Origin of the sequence: Xanthomarina sp. GH4-25 (assembly GCF_045363175.1) — a bacterium.
In the GTDB taxonomy this organism is placed as follows: Bacteria; Bacteroidota; Bacteroidia; order Flavobacteriales; family Flavobacteriaceae; genus Xanthomarina.
The window spans coordinates 45553-62862 of record NZ_JBJFLO010000005.1; the positions used below are offsets into that span (position 1 = coordinate 45553).

The window sequence follows — 17310 nt, forward strand, 5'->3', positions numbered from 1 at the left end:
TCATGTAAAAATACTAATTGAATTGTAAATTAATTACTTTCTAAATTCAAAATTCTAATTAATATGTAAATTTGTGAATATTATAAGAATGAGGTATTTCCCTCGAGCGCAGTCGAGAGGAAATAATAACGTTTTAACTGCGCTCGACTAAACTTAATCATGCATATAAAACTTCTTGCCATTGGCAAAACCGACAACAAGCAACTTCAAGCATTAATTGATGATTACCAAAAACGTTTGGGCTTTTACATTAAATTTGAGTTTGAGATCATTCCAGATTTAAAAAAAGTAAAACACTTAAGCGTGGATCAGCAAAAACAAAAAGAAGGCGAGCTGATTTTAAGCAAACTTCAAAATCAAGATGTTTTAATTTTATTAGATGAAAATGGGAAGCAATTAAGTTCTGTAGGTTTTTCAAATTACTTACAAAAACATATGAATTCTGGCATTAAGCAAATTGTCTTTGTTATTGGTGGCCCTTATGGTTTCTCAGAAGCTGTTTATTCAAAAGCTCAAGGTAAATTGTCTTTATCGAAAATGACTTTCTCACACCAAATGATTCGGTTATTTATTGTTGAACAACTATATAGAGGCTTTACTATACTAAAAAATGAGCCTTACCATCATCATTAAAAAAGCCACAAAATCAATCATATTATTGAACTCGTGGCTTATTTCTGTCTTAAGAAATGATGTTTCTAATGTGTTGAAAATGTTTGTTTTCTCTTTTTAAGCTGAATATCTAAATCGTTAATCGTTTCTTTTACTGCAGCTTCAAAATTCTTTTCGGTAGAAGTAGCGAATATTTTTGGTCCAGGCAAGCTCAACTCCATATTACATATTTTACCTTGCTCTTTTTGGTTATTATCTTGTTTAAAAAATACATCACAGCCAATTAACCAATCGTACCTTTTTGCTAATTTTTGTAGTTTCTCTTTCGTATAGTTTGATAAAGATTCGCTTGAATCCATATTTACATATTGAATAATGATGTTCATAGAATATTGATTTTATTGTATTAAATATATAACAATATTATAAGAAAAAAGAACAAAATATAATGATATATATCATATTTTGTTCAAAATGAAACAATCATTTGCCTAAAGTAAAAAATTAAGCGTAATAGCTATTGAAGACGAGTATAATTGCTATTTTTTTAAAGTAAAGTAGCAATACTTGCTTGAATGTCTGTACTATGAAATAAATCAATAATAAACAAGATGATTTGAATTTTTACATAAATAGCTATTCCAACAAAAATTCCAAATAAGACATTTTCTGCCGTATTCTCTGCACTAAATAAAGTTTTGGTTTTCATAATAAATACAAATAATTAGTTAGACTATTAACTAGTAAGAATTGATATTTATATGATTGATGATTAGCAATATACAAAAAAAACAGGGAGATTCCTTAACAAATTATTAACAATTAGTCTACATATGAAAATAATATTTTAAATTCCCACATTCTCAGCCTCAGATAGTTGCATTGCTCTCTCAATACCTTCAAGGGCCAATCTTCTTTTAGTAGCTCTTTCTAAAGTAGCAGTATAATGCTCGATGGCTTCATGAAACCTATTCTGACTCATTAACCAATCTGCATACAATTCATTAGTTGGTTTTTGAATTACTGGAGGTCCATAACTATAGCTTAGCTCTTGTTCGTTAGAAATTGTTTCTTGAAAAAGTTTTTCTGTTTCAAGAACATCATCTTCTAACCAAGACTTTAATGCTTCTAACTGTTTTAACATGACCAGAGATTGATTGATGTTGGTTTGTGTTGGAGCACTTCTAGAAAGTGACGAACAGACTGTAAATCCATCGCTTATATTTTCTACTAATAAAGATTCTTTATTTATTTCTTTTGAAAGTGTTTCTATGATAGATGTAAGTTTTTCAACTTTTTTATTTGAAAAAGCCTTATAACCTTCAATAAAATAATATTGTGATTGTCCTGTTACAGATAAGTTTGAAACATCAATTTCAATATCAGCAATTGGTGAATCCCATAGGTTGGTTTCTACTAAGTAAGTTCCTTTCAAGAAAACTAAATGAATTTTAGATCTGTTTGAAGGGGTTTCTTTTGTATAGGTTTCCATATCTAAAACCATTTGTTTGGCTTTATCAAAATCTCCTCTTTGTAAATATCCATATTCTAACCAATGATAAGCATGGTAACCACGAGCATCGTTGCCTAATTCTTTACGTTCCATTCTATTTAAACTTGCTTGATAGGAATCGATGTTGGAATTTATTACTTCGTCCCACATACCTAAAGCTACATAAATATGTGAAGGCATGTGCAAGGCATGACTAGCATCTGGAGCTACTTTAGAATAACTATTAGCAGCATCTATTGCTAATTGAGCATGATTAGGGTCGTCGTAAGAATGTATTAAATAATGAAGTGCTCCAGGATGTTTTGGGTTTTTATCAAGCACCTTTTTAGCTATCTCTGCACCTTGTCCATAAATAGCATCATCTCGCCCTTCTGGAACAGAACCTAATAATGAAATAGCATAAAATGCAGCAACTTCTTGATTGTCAGGATAGGTCTCATGCAAGGTTTTCATATACTCTTTATAAGCTTGATCTCTTGCAACTTTGGCTGTTTTTGGTTTGTAAAGAATGGAGACGGCTTCAAGGAAACCTTTTTCAGTTTGAGAATAATCTTCAGAATCTTGGAGATGTGCCACGTTTTCAATGGCTGAAAACCCAGCATCATAATCCTGTTCTCCCCAGAGACTGTGATTATATGTCATAGCCTCTCCCCAATAAGCCATGGCCATGCTTGGGTCTGCTTTTTGTGCTTTTAAAAACTCTTCTCTCGCATCATCATATTCAAAACTATGAAGCAGTAAAAGTCCCTTTTCAAAGTAGTTTTGCGCTTCTTTGTTACCTGTTACCTGAAATTGAACAACGCCAAGGGTATCTGCTTTTTTATTTTCTTTTTTACAAGAGAATATCAAAGTAAAAACAAGTATATATATTAGATTTTTCATTTTAAAATATTTAAGATTATAATAATTACATCATTCAAAAATAACTTTATCTTCCATGTCAAACCAACTTTTATATAAAGGTTGATGCACTTTTTCAATGCTGTTCCTTTTTACTTTTAAGGTTGGTGTGGTCATACCATTATCAACACTCCAATCCTCTTTCATAATAATTATTTTTTCAATTTTTTCGTGTTTACTTAAGTCCTTATTAATCTCTTTGACAGAATTTTTCAAACTTTGTATCAAAAGGTTTTTAGTTTTAGATTTACCAAGCTCAGACAAGGTAATTAAGGCTATAGGTTGTGGTATTCCTGTTCCTACAATACAAATTTGTTCTATACTATTGTTTTTCGAAAAATTTAATTCTATGAGCGAAGGAGAAATATAATTGCCTTTATCTGTTTTAAATTGGTCTTTAACACGACCTGTAATCGTTAAATAACCTTCGTGATTGTATTCTCCAATATCGCCAGTTTTTAAATAGCCATCTTCTGTAAAAACACTTGCTGTCAATTCGGGAGCTTTGTAATAACCCGTCATTAGACAATCGTTCTTTATTAAAACTTCGCCTTCAACTGATAATTTGGTCTGAACAGTTGACAACCTTTTACCTACAGTCCCTATCATGTTTTCATTTGGTAAATTAAAATGTGAGATGATACAATCTTCTGTCATTCCATAACCTTGCAATATCTCTACACCTATTTTTTTATACCAATACATTAAGTTTACTGATAATGGTGCTGCCCCAGAAATAATGAATTTTGCTTCTTTTAAACCTAATTTTTGTTTTAGTTTCTTTTTTATAATACCATTTAAAATGGGTATGGTTAATAAAATGCTTAACTTCTTTTTTGGCATTTTTTCAAGAATCTTCTCTTGAAATTTCGCCCAAATTCTAGGTACTGCAAAAAAGATATGAGGCTGACATTGTTCTAAGTCAGAAGCAAAAGAGTCTAAGCTTTCTGGAAAAGAAAATTCGGCTCCAATAACAAAACCATGTGTTGCAATTCCCATGCGTTCTGCAACATGTGCTAATGGCAAATAAGAAAAAAACCGAGACCCTTGTGGTAAGTTCATAACATTTTTCATAATGTTAGCACTTTTAATAAAATTACCTACGGTATGCATAACACCTTTTGGGGTTCCTGTTGTACCAGAGGTATAAATTATAGTATGTAATTTATCAAGACTTGGTAAAGTTACGTCTTCTAACGGCTGTGTTTTATTTACAATTTCTTCCCATGATTCGCCATCATTTTCATCATATAAATCAACACATATTTTAGGGATGTTTTTAATTCCAGATTTTTGGGCAGAATAGTTATCTAATTTTCCTATAATAATTACTTTCGAATTACTATGTTCTAGAATCTGCTGAATAGAAATATCGTTTAAGGTTGGGTAAATAGGAATAGACACGTAACCAGCCATCATAATGGCTAAATCTGCCATCATCCAATGGGCACAATTTTTCGACAACAAAGCGACATGACTTTCATCTGGCAAATTATAATCCTGCAAAGCTGCAGCTATCCTTCTAGCTTCATTACCAGCTTCTGCAAATGTATAAGTGCGTAATTTGCCTTTAATTGGCTGTTTTAAAAAAACTTGATTTGGAGAATTAGCTTCCCAATGCAAGAAAGCCTCTAGAGGAGATTGGAAATTTGACATAACTTTTTGATTGGTTTTTAAAGATAGTATAAAGTTTCTGTTTTTTTTGACAAAACAGACTAAAATCACATTAGCAATTCTCAATAAATTCAAATATTAAAACAACTTCGAAAAAATTAGCTGTAACTTTGCAACCAATAAAAAAATGGCATATAACTTGTCATTTATCAAATACAATATATGTCATTTAACACATTAGGCCTTTCTGAAGCGATTCTTAAAGCTATCAGTAAAAAAGGATATAATGAACCATCTCCTATTCAACTTAAAGCCATTCCACCCATTTTACAAGGAAAAGATGTTTTAGCTTCTGCTCAAACTGGTACAGGAAAAACTGCAGGTTTCACCCTGCCTCTACTTCATATTCTTTCTGAAAGAGAGACATCGAAATTCAGATCTATTCGTGCTTTAATCTTAACACCAACACGTGAATTAGCAGCACAAGTTTATGCAAATGTTAAAGAGTATAGCGAGTTTACAAACTTAAGAAGTGCTGTTATTTTTGGAGGTGTTAATCAAAAGCCTCAAGTAGCTACTATACGTCAGGGTGTTGATGTTTTAGTAGCAACTCCTGGACGCCTAATCGATTTACAGAATCAAGGACTTTTATCTTTAAAAAATGTCGATATCTTGGTTTTAGATGAAGCAGACAGAATGTTAGACATGGGATTTTTACGTGATATTGAGCGCATTATGAATATGATGCCAGCAAAACGTCAAAATTTGATGTTTTCTGCTACATTTTCAAAAGACATAAGAAAATTAGCAAATGGTATTTTACATCATCCTGTTCAAGTTGAAGCTACTCCAGAAAATTCGACTGTAGATGCTATCAATCAAAAAGTATATCGTGTAGCAAGTGGTAAAAAATCAGCCTTAATTATTAAATTAATTTCCGATGGCAATTGGAAACAAGTTTTGGTTTTTACACGTACCAAACATGGCGCTAACAAACTTTGTAAAAAGATGTTAAGCGCTGGTATTTCAGCTGCTGCCATTCATGGTAATAAAAGTCAAGGTGCTAGAACCAAAGCCTTAGCAGGATTTAAAAACGGAAGTGTTCGCGTGTTAGTGGCTACAGATATTGCTGCTCGCGGTCTCGATATTCCATTATTACCACATGTAGTGAATTACGAACTTCCTAACATTTCTGAAGATTATGTTCATAGAATTGGTAGAACAGGTCGTGCTGGAGCTAGTGGTGAAGCTATTTCATTAGTAAGTGCAGACGAAACGACTTATTTAAGAGATATTGAAAAATTAGTTGGCATGAGAATTCCAAAAGAGATTCTAGAAGGATTTGAACCAGACCCAAATGCATCAACAGAACCTAAAAAACAAGGTGGAGGACGTTCTTCTCGATCTAACAATAACAACCAACGTTCTCAAAATTCAAACAGATCGAATAACAGCAATACTTCAAATAATTCGAGACGTCCTAAAAGAAATAAGAGACGTTCTGACGACCGTAGAAATTAACTTGTATGACTCCCGCATTAAAAGAAAAAATAATAGCCGTTTGTAATCGCAAAATTGAGCAAAAAGGACTTAATGTAGGTCTGTCTTTTTATGCTTTCTTTGCCAATAAAAATGACAACCCAGAATTACTTATGGAAGCTGCCACTTGGTGGATTTTAACTCATAAATTAGATCATTTTGAGAAAGCTGAAAAAATTAAAAATCTAGTTTCTAATTTATAAATGGAAAAGCAACCAAACAATCCGTTACATGGTGTCAAGTTAGAACAAATAGTAACTGACCTAGAAATGCATTATGGTTGGGAATATATGGGACATCAAATAAACATTCGTTGTTTTCAAGACAACCCATCTATTAAATCTAGTTTGAAATTTCTTAGACGTACACCTTGGGCTAGAACAAAAGTAGAGAACATGTATTTAAACATGCTTAATAAACAAAACATTACAAAGAAGTCTTAATCTTTTTATTCACCTTAATTTTATAACCTATAGAGATTTTAGCTTTGGTATTGCTAAACAAATAATTTAACCCATAATCTAAGTTGGTTGTATAAATGCTACTTCCATAAAGTAGGGTTATATAAAAACGTTTATAATTATACCCTATACCTGCATTATAGTCTAGTTTATAAAGCATTGGGTTAGATGCTCTGTAATTGTTGGTTTCCGAATATCCTTTCTTGTACATAAACCCAATTCCAGGAATGACATTTAAAGTTGCAAAAAAGTTAGCAGGAAGCACAAAAACAGATAAAATACCACCAGAAACCCCTACTCCAATTCCCTTAAATTCATTTAAATAAGCATCTTCATTAAAATCGCCATTGTATGGTATTATAGTATTATCAGTATAAAAATTATCATAGACCATAAAACCTCCAACTCCATACGATATGAAATGTTTCTTTTCTTCTTTGGCTAATCCAGCTTTTAAAGTTGCTGAAGAAAATGAGATCTCATCGAAAGAATATAGATAACTAAACCCTATTGAAAGTGAAGTAATATCACTACTAAAAAACTCTGGTTCATTAAAATTATTTTTGACATTAAACCCTTTATATCTTTGAACATATAGACCAACTAAATGATTAGAGCCTACAATTAAAGATCCTTGCATATCAAACCGTTGGGTTGGATTTTCTTCGTTGCCTTTTAAATTAAAAGCTATATCAATAATTAGCTTGCTCGTTCCTAGACCAAAACCAACACCAGCTCTATTGTTAGGTTTAAAAGATATCTTATCCTCATTATTTATCAAATTAAAACTTTGTCCTTTGTAATTAGTAAAGAGTCTAACAGACCAATTATTCATATCTCTATCAATTAACAATGTATCTATCATTTGCTTTGTACTTAAGGAATCAGATTTTTTTATCTTTTGCGCATGTAGAGACATTGTAAAACTTAAAATACATATTACTAAGCAAGTTTGTTTAAACATAGAGATTCGGGAAATTGCAAATATTTCAATGAAATTAATATTATTTTCCGTTTTTTTGAAATTAAATGTCAATTTTCAATAATTTAAAAATTATGAAACTCGTTTTTGCCACTAATAATTTAAATAAACTTAAAGAAGTTCAAGTTTTAATTCCTGAACATATCCAACTACTCAGTCTAAAAGATATTGGCTGTCTAGAAGATGTTCCAGAAACTCAAGAAACTATTGAAGGTAATGCCATACAAAAAGCTGAATACATAAAAGCTCATTATGGTTACGATTGTTTTGCAGACGATACAGGGCTTGAGGTTAAAGCTTTAAATGGTGAGCCAGGTGTGTATTCTGCTCGTTATGCAGGTACACAACGAGATGCTAATGACAATATGAATTTATTACTTGAAAACTTAAAAGATAAGCCCAATAGGCAAGCCCAATTTAAAACTGTAGTTGCACTTAATTTACATGGTGAATTGCGAACTTTTACAGGTATTTGCGAAGGAAACATTACTCATGAAAAACAAGGCGAACAAGGTTTTGGGTACGACCCCATTTTTAAAGCTAAGGGTTTTATAAAAACTTTTGCGGAAATTTCATTAGAAGAAAAAAATACGATTGGACATCGTGGCAAGGCTGTGAAGCAGTTGGTAAATTACCTTAATAAGATATAGCTTTTTAAAGCTCTTGGTTATTATTTATATAGACAACCCAACACTCCAAAAAACTAATCAACTATCTTTGGATTTATAAGAAGACGTTACCTGAAAGCTAAAAAGCAGACTAGATTATTCAAAATCAAACGAGAATGAAATTTCAAAAAATCATACTTTACTTTTTATCTATTATCTCATTTAGTGTATCTGCTCAAAATATGGCCGATTATACAAATAACTGGGAAGGAAAAATTAAAAATGAAAATGTGTTCAATTTCTCAATCGAAATAACTGGATTACAAACAGAAAAACCAATTCTTATTATTTCAAACAATAAGGCAATCATCGAACAATCATTTAAGAAAACTGATCCTAAGTTGATACATGTTAAGCTAGGAGAAAATTTATCTTTTCAAGGCGTATTATCTAATAAAAGTAATGAAATCAATGGTTTTATAAAATCTGGCATGTTACTATATCACGTAAAATTAACCAAAACAAAAACGGGCTCATTTACTGGTGTTTGGAATATTTTAATGGTAGACGAGTTAAAATCTCAAAATTTTTATTTGAGTATTGAGAATGGTTCAGGCGATTCATATCAAGCATATCCCATTCTAGGAGATAACCGTTTCACTGGAACTTGGTGTGGAAATTTTCAAAAAAAAAATGACACCATTTTTTTTTCAGATATTAAAACTGGACTGAAATTTAAAGGGGAATTAGGGAATGAAAAAATACAACTATCAATTTATCTAGAACATTATTTAGTAACCCAAATAGTATTAAATATATCTAAGAATGATTGGCAAATAGGAGGATTTGAAACAATAAAACAAGACAGAATCTATCAAAACATTCAGCTAAGTGAATTGGAGAATTTAATTTTAAAAGATTCACTTCCAAACACACATGCAGTTTTAATTTCTAAAAATGGCAAAATTATTTATGAAAATTATTTTGATGGATACAATAAGGAAATTCCTCACGACATGCGTTCGGCATCAAAAAGTATTTCGTCTGCCATAGTAGGAATTGCAGAAACCAAATCGTTATTTACAAGTGTTGAGCAATCTATTTTTGATTTTCTCCCAAATACATATCAACCTCTTAAAGATAGTTTAAAATCTCAAATAGACATTCAAAGTCTTTTAACTATGAGTTCCGGATTAGATGCAGATGATTATACAAGGGAGAGAAGATCAACAGCATCCGAAAATAATTACCAACCTTCTAGAGACTGGACAGAAACTGTGCTAAAAGCGGAAATGTTAAGCAAACCAAATAAACATGCTAATTACGGCTCAGCTAACCCTTATCTTCTTGGTGTAGCTATAGACTCTGTGGTTTTAGAGCCATTAGAATTATTTATGGACAAAAACTTATTTCAAAAATTAGAAATTTCTAATTACATCATTCAAACAGATATTAAAGGTCGTCCCTACTTTGGTGGAGGCATGTATTTAACACCAAGAGACATGATGAGGTTTGGTCAACTATATCTTCTGAAAGGAATCTGGAAAAACGAACAGGTATTAAGTGAACAATGGGTCGTAAACTCTTTTAAAAATTATCATGATTTAGAAAATGTGCCTAAAAAAAACGGTTATGGATATTTGTGGTGGCACAACACATATCAAGTAAACGAGAAAATTATAAAATCCATTGAAGCAAGAGGAAATGGCGGACAATATATTTTTGTAATACCAGAATTAGAAACAGTTGTAGTAATAACATCTGGAAATTTTAGAAACGGGAAGTTTCAACAACCAGAATTGATTTTAGAAAAATATATATTACCTAATATACAGAACTAAACGACGTCTGTTTATCAACAATAAATTAATGGAAGCCTCAATTAAAAATAGATTGTGCTATTTCACAACAAATACAATAAAAGACAAAAGCAAATAAATATATTTATAGAAATTTTTAATCTTTAGAATAACTTGTTTTTTTATTAACGCAAATAGAAACAACTTTATCATTAATTTAATGAGGTTTACTCAAACAATATTTCGAGGCATCGGTCAAGTAATGTTTCAAGAAAATGTTATTACGGGATTATTTTTTCTGTTTGCTATTTTAATAAACAATAAACTAATGGCAATTTATGCCATTTATGCTGCTGTAATGGGCTCCATAACTGGCTGGCTGTTTTCAGTGTCATTTTCATCAATTAATACTGGACTTATGGGTTACAATGGTATACTTTGTGCCATCGCACTTTCAGGAAAAGGATGGCGAGATTTACTGTGGATTACTATGGCAATAATTCTCTCCACATTGATAAATATCGGACTGGCAATAACGGGAATCATAACGTTAACAGCCCCATTTGTCTTAGCTACTTGGATGGTTTTAAGGTTAAAAAAACTAACTAAATTTAAATCTAACTCCTATTAAAATAAGAAATAAATTTAGGAAACATTGAAATTTTTGAAAAAAAGAGGTTTTGTATGACAAGTTGCTCAAAAAGATGAATAACCAATAACAATATCCAACTAATTTTAAATTGAAATCGAATCCATGAAACTTCATTTAACTAGTTTTTAGATTCTTACACATTCAACACCATTATATAAAATAAAAGTGTACCTTTGCACGAAATTTATCGGAGCCTGAAGTTCTGATTAATAATTCCTCAGAGAGAGGATGTGTTACTAGAAGTTTAGGTTAAGTATGTCGATTCGCTTCTTATGTAACACCACATAATTTAATCGATTACTTATACAAACGAATGAACACATTCCAAGATTTAGGTCTTAATAAAGACCTTTTACAAGCAATTACAGATATGGGCTTTGAGACCCCAAGTGATGTCCAAGCCAAAGCTATTCCAATTTTATTAGAAAAAGAAACAGATCTAGTTGCTTTAGCGCAAACCGGAACTGGAAAAACTGCAGCTTTTGGGTTTCCAATGCTACAAAAAATTAATATTGATAGTAGAACCACTCAAGGTTTAATCCTATCTCCTACTCGCGAACTTTGTTTACAAATTACAAACGAGATGAAACAATATGGTAAATATTGTAAAGGTCTTAACGTGGTTGCAATTTATGGAGGAGCAAGTATTACAGATCAAGCCAGAGAAGTAAAAAGAGGCGCTCAAATTATTGTTGCAACTCCTGGTAGAATGAAGGATATGATTAAAAGAAAAATGGTCGATATTTCTAAAATAGAATATTCCGTTTTAGATGAAGCTGATGAAATGTTAAACATGGGCTTTAAAGAAGATATTACCGACATCTTATCTCATACTCCTGAAGACAAAAATACCTGGTTGTTTTCTGCAACCATGCCTAAAGAAGTCTCCAACATTGCAAAAAAATTCATGAAGAGTCCTATTGAAATAACAGTAGGAAATAAGAATGAAAGTACCAACCAAGTCTCACACGAATACTATTTAGTAAATGCTAGAGATCGCTACCAAGCTTTAAAACGCTTAGCAGATGCCAATCCAGATATTTTCTCGGTAATTTTCTGTAGAACTAAACGAGACACTCAAAAAGTAGCCGAAAACTTAATTGAAGATGGTTATTCAGCTGGAGCATTACATGGCGATTTAAGTCAGAACCAACGAGATTTGGTTATGAAATCCTTTAGAAACAAACAAATACAAATGCTGGTTGCTACAGATGTAGCTGCTCGTGGTATTGATGTGGACGATATTACTCACGTCATCAACTATCAATTACCTGATGAACCAGAAGTTTATACACATAGATCTGGACGTACAGGACGAGCTGGTAAAACTGGTATCTCCATGGTAATTGTTTCGAAAAGTGAAGAAAGAAAAATAAAAAGTATTGAGCGCATTATTAATCAAAAATTCGAGCTTAAAGAGATTCCAGATGGTATGGAAATTTGTGAAGTTCAATTAATGTCGCTTGCTAATAAAATTAATAATACAGAAATCAATCATGAAATTGATAAGTATTTAGAAAGCATCAACGACTTATTTGCAGATACTACTAAAGACGAATTAATTAAGAAATTTTTCTCAGTAGAGTTTACAAGATTTTTTAATTACTATCAGAAAACTAAAAACCTAAATGTAACAGATACTTCACGTGGCGAAGATAGAGATAGAGGTGGAAGAGCTTTTAGTGGAGGTTCTAACGGTTCTCGTTACTTTATTAACGTTGGTAGAAAAGATGGTTACGACTGGATGAAATTGAAAGATTTCTTAAAAGAAGTTCTAGAACTTGGAAGAGACGATGTCTTTAAAGTAGACGTTAAAGAAAGTTTTTCTTTTTTCAATACAGAAAAAGAACACCAAGAAAAAGTATTAGCATTTTTTACAGATTTTAAACACGATGGTCGTTTTGTTAATGTAGAAATAAGCGAAGATAAAGGTGGCGGTACTAGTAGAAACAAAAGACGTCGTGATGGTGGAGGAAGCAAAAGACGTAGCGACGATAAACCAAGAGGAGACAGACGTTCTAGCTCAAGAGGCGATGGAAACAGAAGTGACAGACGTTCTTCTGGTTCTAGAAGTGATAGAAGCGACAGACGCAGTTCCTCAAGTAATGAAACTCGATCAAGACGTACTGAATCTAGTACCAGTTCTGAAAGACCAAGACGCTCTAGACGTTAAAAGTTACTTGCCTTAGGTCAAGTAATTTGTTAATTTTTAGTCAAAATATAAGACATCTAAATATATTCTCGTTTAGTTTATTACTTTTATGCTCAATATGGCTTTAATGAAAAAACTGCTTTTACTATTTACTCTTATTTTTGGAATCTCTTTTACCTATGGTCAAGAAGAAACTACTGTAAAAGGTATTGTAATTAATGCTTCTGAAGGCGTGCCTTTAGAAAGCGTAAATATTGTTAACTTAAATCAAGTAAAAGGGACCACTACTAATGTTAGAGGTGAGTTTGAGATTAAAGCAAAAGCAACAGACACACTTCATTTATCTTATTTAGGTTTTAAATCCATAAAAGTAAGGGTTACTAACGACTGGATAAAGTTTGGTGTTTCAACCATTCAATTAACAGAATTAGCTTTTGCATTAGAAGAAGTTGTTGTTAACGAATTTAAACTAACAGGATTTCTTGAAGTTGACATTAAGCAGGTACCAATAAACACAAATTACAGATATAATATTTCTGGACTTCAAACGGGTTATGAAGCTGGAGGGTCTTCTTCAAATGCTGTAACTAGAGTCCTTGGTGCTGTATTTAACCCAGCAGACTTTTTGTATAGTATGTTTGGAAAACAGCCAAACGAAATGCGAAAATTGAAGAAAATGAAGCAAGATGATGAAATAAGAACCCTTCTAGCCAATAGATTTGACCGGGAGATGCTTACAGCTTTATTACAAGTAGATCGTGCAGATTTAGATGAAATAATCAGGCAATGTAATTATTCGAAAAGCTTTATTGAAACAGCAAACGATCTTCAAATATTAGATGCCATTAGTGAATGCTATGAAGAATATAAGGTTTTAAGTAGGAGCAAGAATAAAGGAAGATTATAAAAATAGAAAAGCAGAAATATTATTTTCTGCTTTTTTTTGCCCATTATTGTAAGACATCTTTATTATAGTACAATACATTCAATCATGCGATAGATTGGTATATTTTTAAGTCTTGTCGTAAAATCTAGCTACAATCTCATCGTAACTTTTAATAGTTTTCTTAATCCAATCTAGTCGTTTTTCTTGTTGTTCTATCTCTGTAAGTTCCCAATGGATATTAGTCTGTTTTAATTTTGTGGTAACATGTTGTAGAATAATAGCTGCAGACACCGAAATGTTTAAACTCTCTGTAAAACCAGACATAGGAATTTTTAAATAACAATCTGCCTGATCTAAGACTTCTTGTGACAAGCCTTGAGTTTCTCTTCCAAAGAAAAAACAGGATTTTTTAGAAACATCAAATTCATGCAACAAACAGTCGTTTGTATGTGGTGTTGTAGCAACAATTTGGTACCCTTTATGTTTTAAATCTTGAATACAATCTTTTACAGAATGAAACCTCTTTAAATCGACCCATTTCTGAGCTCCCATAGCAATCTCCCTATCTATTTGCTTCGAATTCACCTCTTCAACTATATGGACGTCTTGAATGCCAAATACGTCGCAACTTCTTATAACGGCACTTGTATTATGGAGTTGATAAACATCTTCAGTTGCAACTGTAAAATGTTTTGTTCTTTGAGCAAGTACATTATTGAAACGTTGTCTTCTATTTTCAGTTAAATAGGTTTCAAGATATTCCAAAAGTTTTAAATCTACCATATTTTAAAAATAAAAAAAAGAAGTTGTTTAAAAAGTAAATTTTTCGTCAAACAGAACTTTTTTCAGTTTCCTTTAATCCCAGTAATAAATTAGGCTAAGATTCTGAAATTAATTCAAAATAACGATTATTTAAGCTTTTCAAACAACCTCTTAATTTCAATTATATTTTAAATTTAATCATTTGAGCCAATATTCCCTTGGGCTACAAAGATTGTAGGCTGAGTGGTACTTAGTTGTACCTTTATATGACCATTGACAACTAATACATCTTCAAATCCAAAGACAGAATCGTCATCTAAAACAGATACATTCGTTTGGCTTAGCCCAGTATTTCCATCAACTGGATTAAATGTAAAAATAATGTTACCAGCTGTATCCACATCATTCGCATATATATAAGCAGGATGTATACCGTCTACAGGAGTGTTTTGTAATTCGATAACGGCTAAAGCTTCACCGTTAGTTCTTCCATAGAAAGTGGCAGTTCCACTTATTCCAGACATATCAACCTCATCTAAACTATAAGATATGTAATCTCCTGTAAGTTCATTCTGACCAATATCTCCTTGTGCCACTATAGTACCTAGGTTTGTCTCGCTTTCATGAACATTAATATATCCATCAAAATCAATAACATCTAGATATAAAAAAGAGATAGCATCATCAAATTCAGAAACATTGGTAAAACTTTTTCCGGTATTTCCATTAATTGGATTAAAAGTAAAAGCAATATCTCCACCTTCAGCAGCTGTATTATTATGGATATGTGCTGGATACATATTTCCATCTATGGTATTTGTTAATTCAATTACAGCAAGTGCTTCACCATTTTCTCGTTCTGAAAATCTAGCAATTCCTGAAATTCCAGGCATATCTTTTTCACCTAATGGATAGGTTTTAGACACACCAGTAAGTTCATTTTGACCAATATCTCCTTGAGCTACAATAAGGTCTAATTGCGTTTCACTTTCGTGGACATTAATATACCCATCAAAGCTCATTAACTCGTCGTATGTTATTGGAGTTCCATCATCTAAAGCTGAAAAAGTAATAGTACTAAAACCTGTAGTTCCACTTACTGTACCTAACGTAATAGCTATGTCTCCACCTTCAGCAGCTGTATTATAATGAATGTGCGCTGGATGCGAACCACCTGTTGGAATAGAAGTGAAATCTAACTCTACGGTTGTGGAATTATCTTCGTTTTTAATGAATTTCGCATGACCAGTTACATTATTATCATTAATAGAACTTAATGCATAAGTTTTAGAAATCTGACTGGAATCTATGGGAGTAATATGGTCATCACCACTACAGCCCTTTAAAATAATTAAGGGTAAAAATAAAATTAGTGACTTAAATAGTGTCTTCATAATCTAATATTAAATATCTGTAATATTACACATAATATATAAATTTTTAAAGTGTTGTTGCACTCCTTTTTTATTTTATTTTAAGTTTGAAATGTTATAATTTCACAAAATGAAACACATCGTTGTATTATCAGGAGCAGGAATTAGTGCCGAAAGTGGCATTAAAACCTTTCGAGACGCCGATGGTCTTTGGGAAGGTCATGATGTTATGGAAGTGGCGTCTCCAGAAGGATTTACAAAGAACCCTGAGTTGGTTTTAAATTTTTATAACGAAAGAAGAAAACAACTCCTAACGGTTCATCCAAACCTAGCTCATAAAACATTAGCCGCTTTAGAGGAAGAATATAAAGTAACTATTATTACTCAAAATGTAGATGATTTACACGAACGTGCTGGAAGTTCTAATATCATACACTTACATGGCGAGTTACTAAAAGCTAGAAATATATATAACGAGACATCTATTATTGATTGGAAACAAGATATTTTACTTGGCGATGTTTGTGAAAAAGGATATCAAATGAGACCACATATCGTTTGGTTTGGTGAAGCTGTACCAATGATTGATAAAGCAATTTCCATTTGTGAAACGGCCGATATTCTTGTAATTATTGGCACTTCCATGCAAGTATACCCTGCTGCTAGCTTGATGGATTTTACTCCAAACCACATTCCAATTTATTACATAGATCCAAAACCAGCGAAAGTAAATAACCAAAGAATTACAGTGATCCCTGAAACTGCTACTAAAGGTGTAAAAAAACTTGTAGAATTACTTTCTTAATTACTTCGTGCAATATTAAAGGCAGTAATAGAGTTCTATTTTTGTCTAACTATATTCTTTTTTTGAATGTTACGAATAATGATAATCATACTAATCCAAGTATTCATGATGAATTATTCATATTCACAAAACACAGATCCAAATCCAAATAGCACACACGAAAAATGGGAATATGTCCTAGAAGGAACTGGAGATATATTACAAATAGCACTACCAGTAGCTGCTGGATTAGCAACTGTTTTCAAAAAAGATTGGGAAGGCAGCAAACAGTTTGCATTTTCTTATACTACTAGTTTTATAATTGCCCATGCTTTAAAAAAAATAGTTCATAAACAGCGTCCTGAAGGTAGAAATCTCTATGATGCTTTTCCCTCAGGTCATACTACCTCTGCCTTTAGTGGTGCTTCATTTATCCAAAGACGCTATGGTTGGAAATATGGAAAATGGGCCTATTTATTGGCTTCTATTGTTGGTGTAAGTAGAATGGAAGGACCAGATGGATGGCATGATATATGGGATGTCCTAGGAGGTGCAGCCATTGGTATTGGTAGCACATATATTTTCACAAAACCTTACCAAAATAACCCCGTTGAATTAGGTTTCTATTCCAGAAACAACCACTATCTTATAACTGCTAAATTTAAATTTTAGA

Annotated in this window: 18 protein-coding genes; 11 read left to right on the top strand and 7 right to left on the bottom strand. The window is 32.0% G+C overall.

Translation table 11 applies throughout. The features are described 5' to 3' along the window. The first annotated feature begins 159 nt into the window (after positions 1–159). Positions 160–633, top strand: coding sequence for a 23S rRNA (pseudouridine(1915)-N(3))-methyltransferase RlmH (gene rlmH / locus ACI5KZ_RS08185; protein ID WP_109308783.1), 474 nt, complete (start codon positions 160–162; stop codon positions 631–633). Between the two features lie 65 nt (positions 634–698). Here rlmH and hpf read toward each other — a convergent pair whose 3' ends face one another. The 4 genes from hpf to ACI5KZ_RS08205 form a co-directional block, all read right to left on the bottom strand. Then, positions 699–998, bottom strand: a complete 300-nt coding sequence (gene hpf / locus ACI5KZ_RS08190) for a ribosome hibernation-promoting factor, HPF/YfiA family (RefSeq protein WP_109308784.1) — start codon at positions 996–998, stop codon at positions 699–701. Positions 999–1159: 161 nt separating this feature from the next. Then, positions 1160–1321 carry a hypothetical protein gene (locus ACI5KZ_RS08195; RefSeq protein ID WP_165815800.1) on the bottom strand — a complete coding sequence of 54 codons (162 nt, stop codon included), beginning with the start codon at positions 1319–1321 and terminating at the stop codon, positions 1160–1162. 138 nt (positions 1322–1459) lie between these two features. Continuing rightward, positions 1460–3007 (bottom strand): lipopolysaccharide assembly protein LapB, encoded by a 1548-nt coding sequence (locus tag ACI5KZ_RS08200; RefSeq protein ID WP_109308785.1) that lies wholly within the window; start codon positions 3005–3007, stop codon positions 1460–1462. A 30-nt stretch (positions 3008–3037) separates the two neighbouring features. Continuing rightward, positions 3038–4681 (bottom strand): AMP-binding protein, encoded by a 1644-nt coding sequence (locus ACI5KZ_RS08205; RefSeq protein WP_406847398.1) that lies wholly within the window; start codon positions 4679–4681, stop codon positions 3038–3040. A gap of 180 nt (positions 4682–4861) precedes the next feature. Here ACI5KZ_RS08205 and ACI5KZ_RS08210 point away from each other — a divergent pair, with 180 nt between their 5' ends. The 3 genes from ACI5KZ_RS08210 to ACI5KZ_RS08220 are packed head-to-tail and all read left to right on the top strand — an operon-like array spanning position 4862 to position 6621. Continuing rightward, positions 4862–6160, top strand: a complete 1299-nt coding sequence (locus ACI5KZ_RS08210) for a DEAD/DEAH box helicase (RefSeq protein ID WP_406847399.1) — start codon at positions 4862–4864, stop codon at positions 6158–6160. A gap of 5 nt (positions 6161–6165) precedes the next feature. After that, on the top strand, positions 6166–6381 hold the full coding sequence (locus ACI5KZ_RS08215; RefSeq protein WP_109308788.1) for a DUF6500 family protein: 216 nt from the start codon (positions 6166–6168) through the stop codon (positions 6379–6381). Then, entirely contained in the window at positions 6382–6621 is a 240-nt protein-coding gene (locus ACI5KZ_RS08220; protein WP_406847400.1) for a VF530 family DNA-binding protein, read from the top strand. It abuts the gene before it with no gap. Here ACI5KZ_RS08220 and ACI5KZ_RS08225 read toward each other — a convergent pair. Beyond that, on the bottom strand, positions 6605–7504 hold the full coding sequence (locus ACI5KZ_RS08225; protein WP_406847401.1) for a DUF4421 family protein: 900 nt from the start codon (positions 7502–7504) through the stop codon (positions 6605–6607). The genes ACI5KZ_RS08220 and ACI5KZ_RS08225 overlap by 17 nt on opposite strands. Positions 7505–7695: 191 nt before the next feature. Here ACI5KZ_RS08225 and ACI5KZ_RS08230 point away from each other — a divergent pair, with 191 nt between their 5' ends. From ACI5KZ_RS08230 to ACI5KZ_RS08250, 5 genes are all read left to right on the top strand, one after another. Next, a complete protein-coding gene (locus ACI5KZ_RS08230; protein ID WP_406847402.1) occupies positions 7696–8271 on the top strand; it encodes a non-canonical purine NTP diphosphatase in 576 nt (191 codons plus the stop codon). Between the two features lie 134 nt (positions 8272–8405). Then, positions 8406–10070, top strand: coding sequence for a serine hydrolase (locus ACI5KZ_RS08235; protein ID WP_109308790.1), 1665 nt, complete (start codon positions 8406–8408; stop codon positions 10068–10070). Between the two features lie 169 nt (positions 10071–10239). After that, positions 10240–10659 carry an urea transporter gene (locus tag ACI5KZ_RS08240; RefSeq protein WP_406847521.1) on the top strand — a complete coding sequence of 140 codons (420 nt, stop codon included), beginning with the start codon at positions 10240–10242 and terminating at the stop codon, positions 10657–10659. A 334-nt stretch (positions 10660–10993) separates the two neighbouring features. Continuing rightward, complete coding sequence (locus ACI5KZ_RS08245; RefSeq protein WP_406847403.1) at positions 10994–12853, top strand: DEAD/DEAH box helicase; 1860 nt, start codon at positions 10994–10996, stop codon at positions 12851–12853. Positions 12854–12959: 106 nt separating this feature from the next. Then, positions 12960–13739, top strand: a complete 780-nt coding sequence (locus ACI5KZ_RS08250; protein ID WP_165815801.1) for a carboxypeptidase-like regulatory domain-containing protein — start codon at positions 12960–12962, stop codon at positions 13737–13739. Between the two features lie 105 nt (positions 13740–13844). On the opposite strand, the gene ACI5KZ_RS08255 is transcribed toward ACI5KZ_RS08250, so the two are convergent. Both ACI5KZ_RS08255 and ACI5KZ_RS08260 read right to left on the bottom strand, forming a co-directional pair. Continuing rightward, positions 13845–14501: a TrmH family RNA methyltransferase gene (locus tag ACI5KZ_RS08255; RefSeq protein WP_406847404.1), complete on the bottom strand. Its 657-nt coding sequence runs from the start codon at positions 14499–14501 to the stop codon at positions 13845–13847. A 173-nt stretch (positions 14502–14674) separates the two neighbouring features. Beyond that, the gene (locus tag ACI5KZ_RS08260) at positions 14675–15874 is read right to left on the bottom strand and encodes a CHRD domain-containing protein (protein WP_109308795.1); all 1200 of its coding nucleotides are present in this window, start codon (positions 15872–15874) and stop codon (positions 14675–14677) included. A gap of 109 nt (positions 15875–15983) precedes the next feature. On the opposite strand from ACI5KZ_RS08260, the gene ACI5KZ_RS08265 reads away from it, so the two are divergent. Continuing rightward, a complete protein-coding gene (locus ACI5KZ_RS08265; protein ID WP_406847405.1) occupies positions 15984–16658 on the top strand; it encodes an SIR2 family NAD-dependent protein deacylase in 675 nt (224 codons plus the stop codon). 105 nt (positions 16659–16763) lie between these two features. Then, positions 16764–17309: a phosphatase PAP2 family protein gene (locus ACI5KZ_RS08270; protein WP_165815802.1), complete on the top strand. Its 546-nt coding sequence runs from the start codon at positions 16764–16766 to the stop codon at positions 17307–17309. The last annotated feature ends 1 nt before the right edge of the window (position 17310 follow it).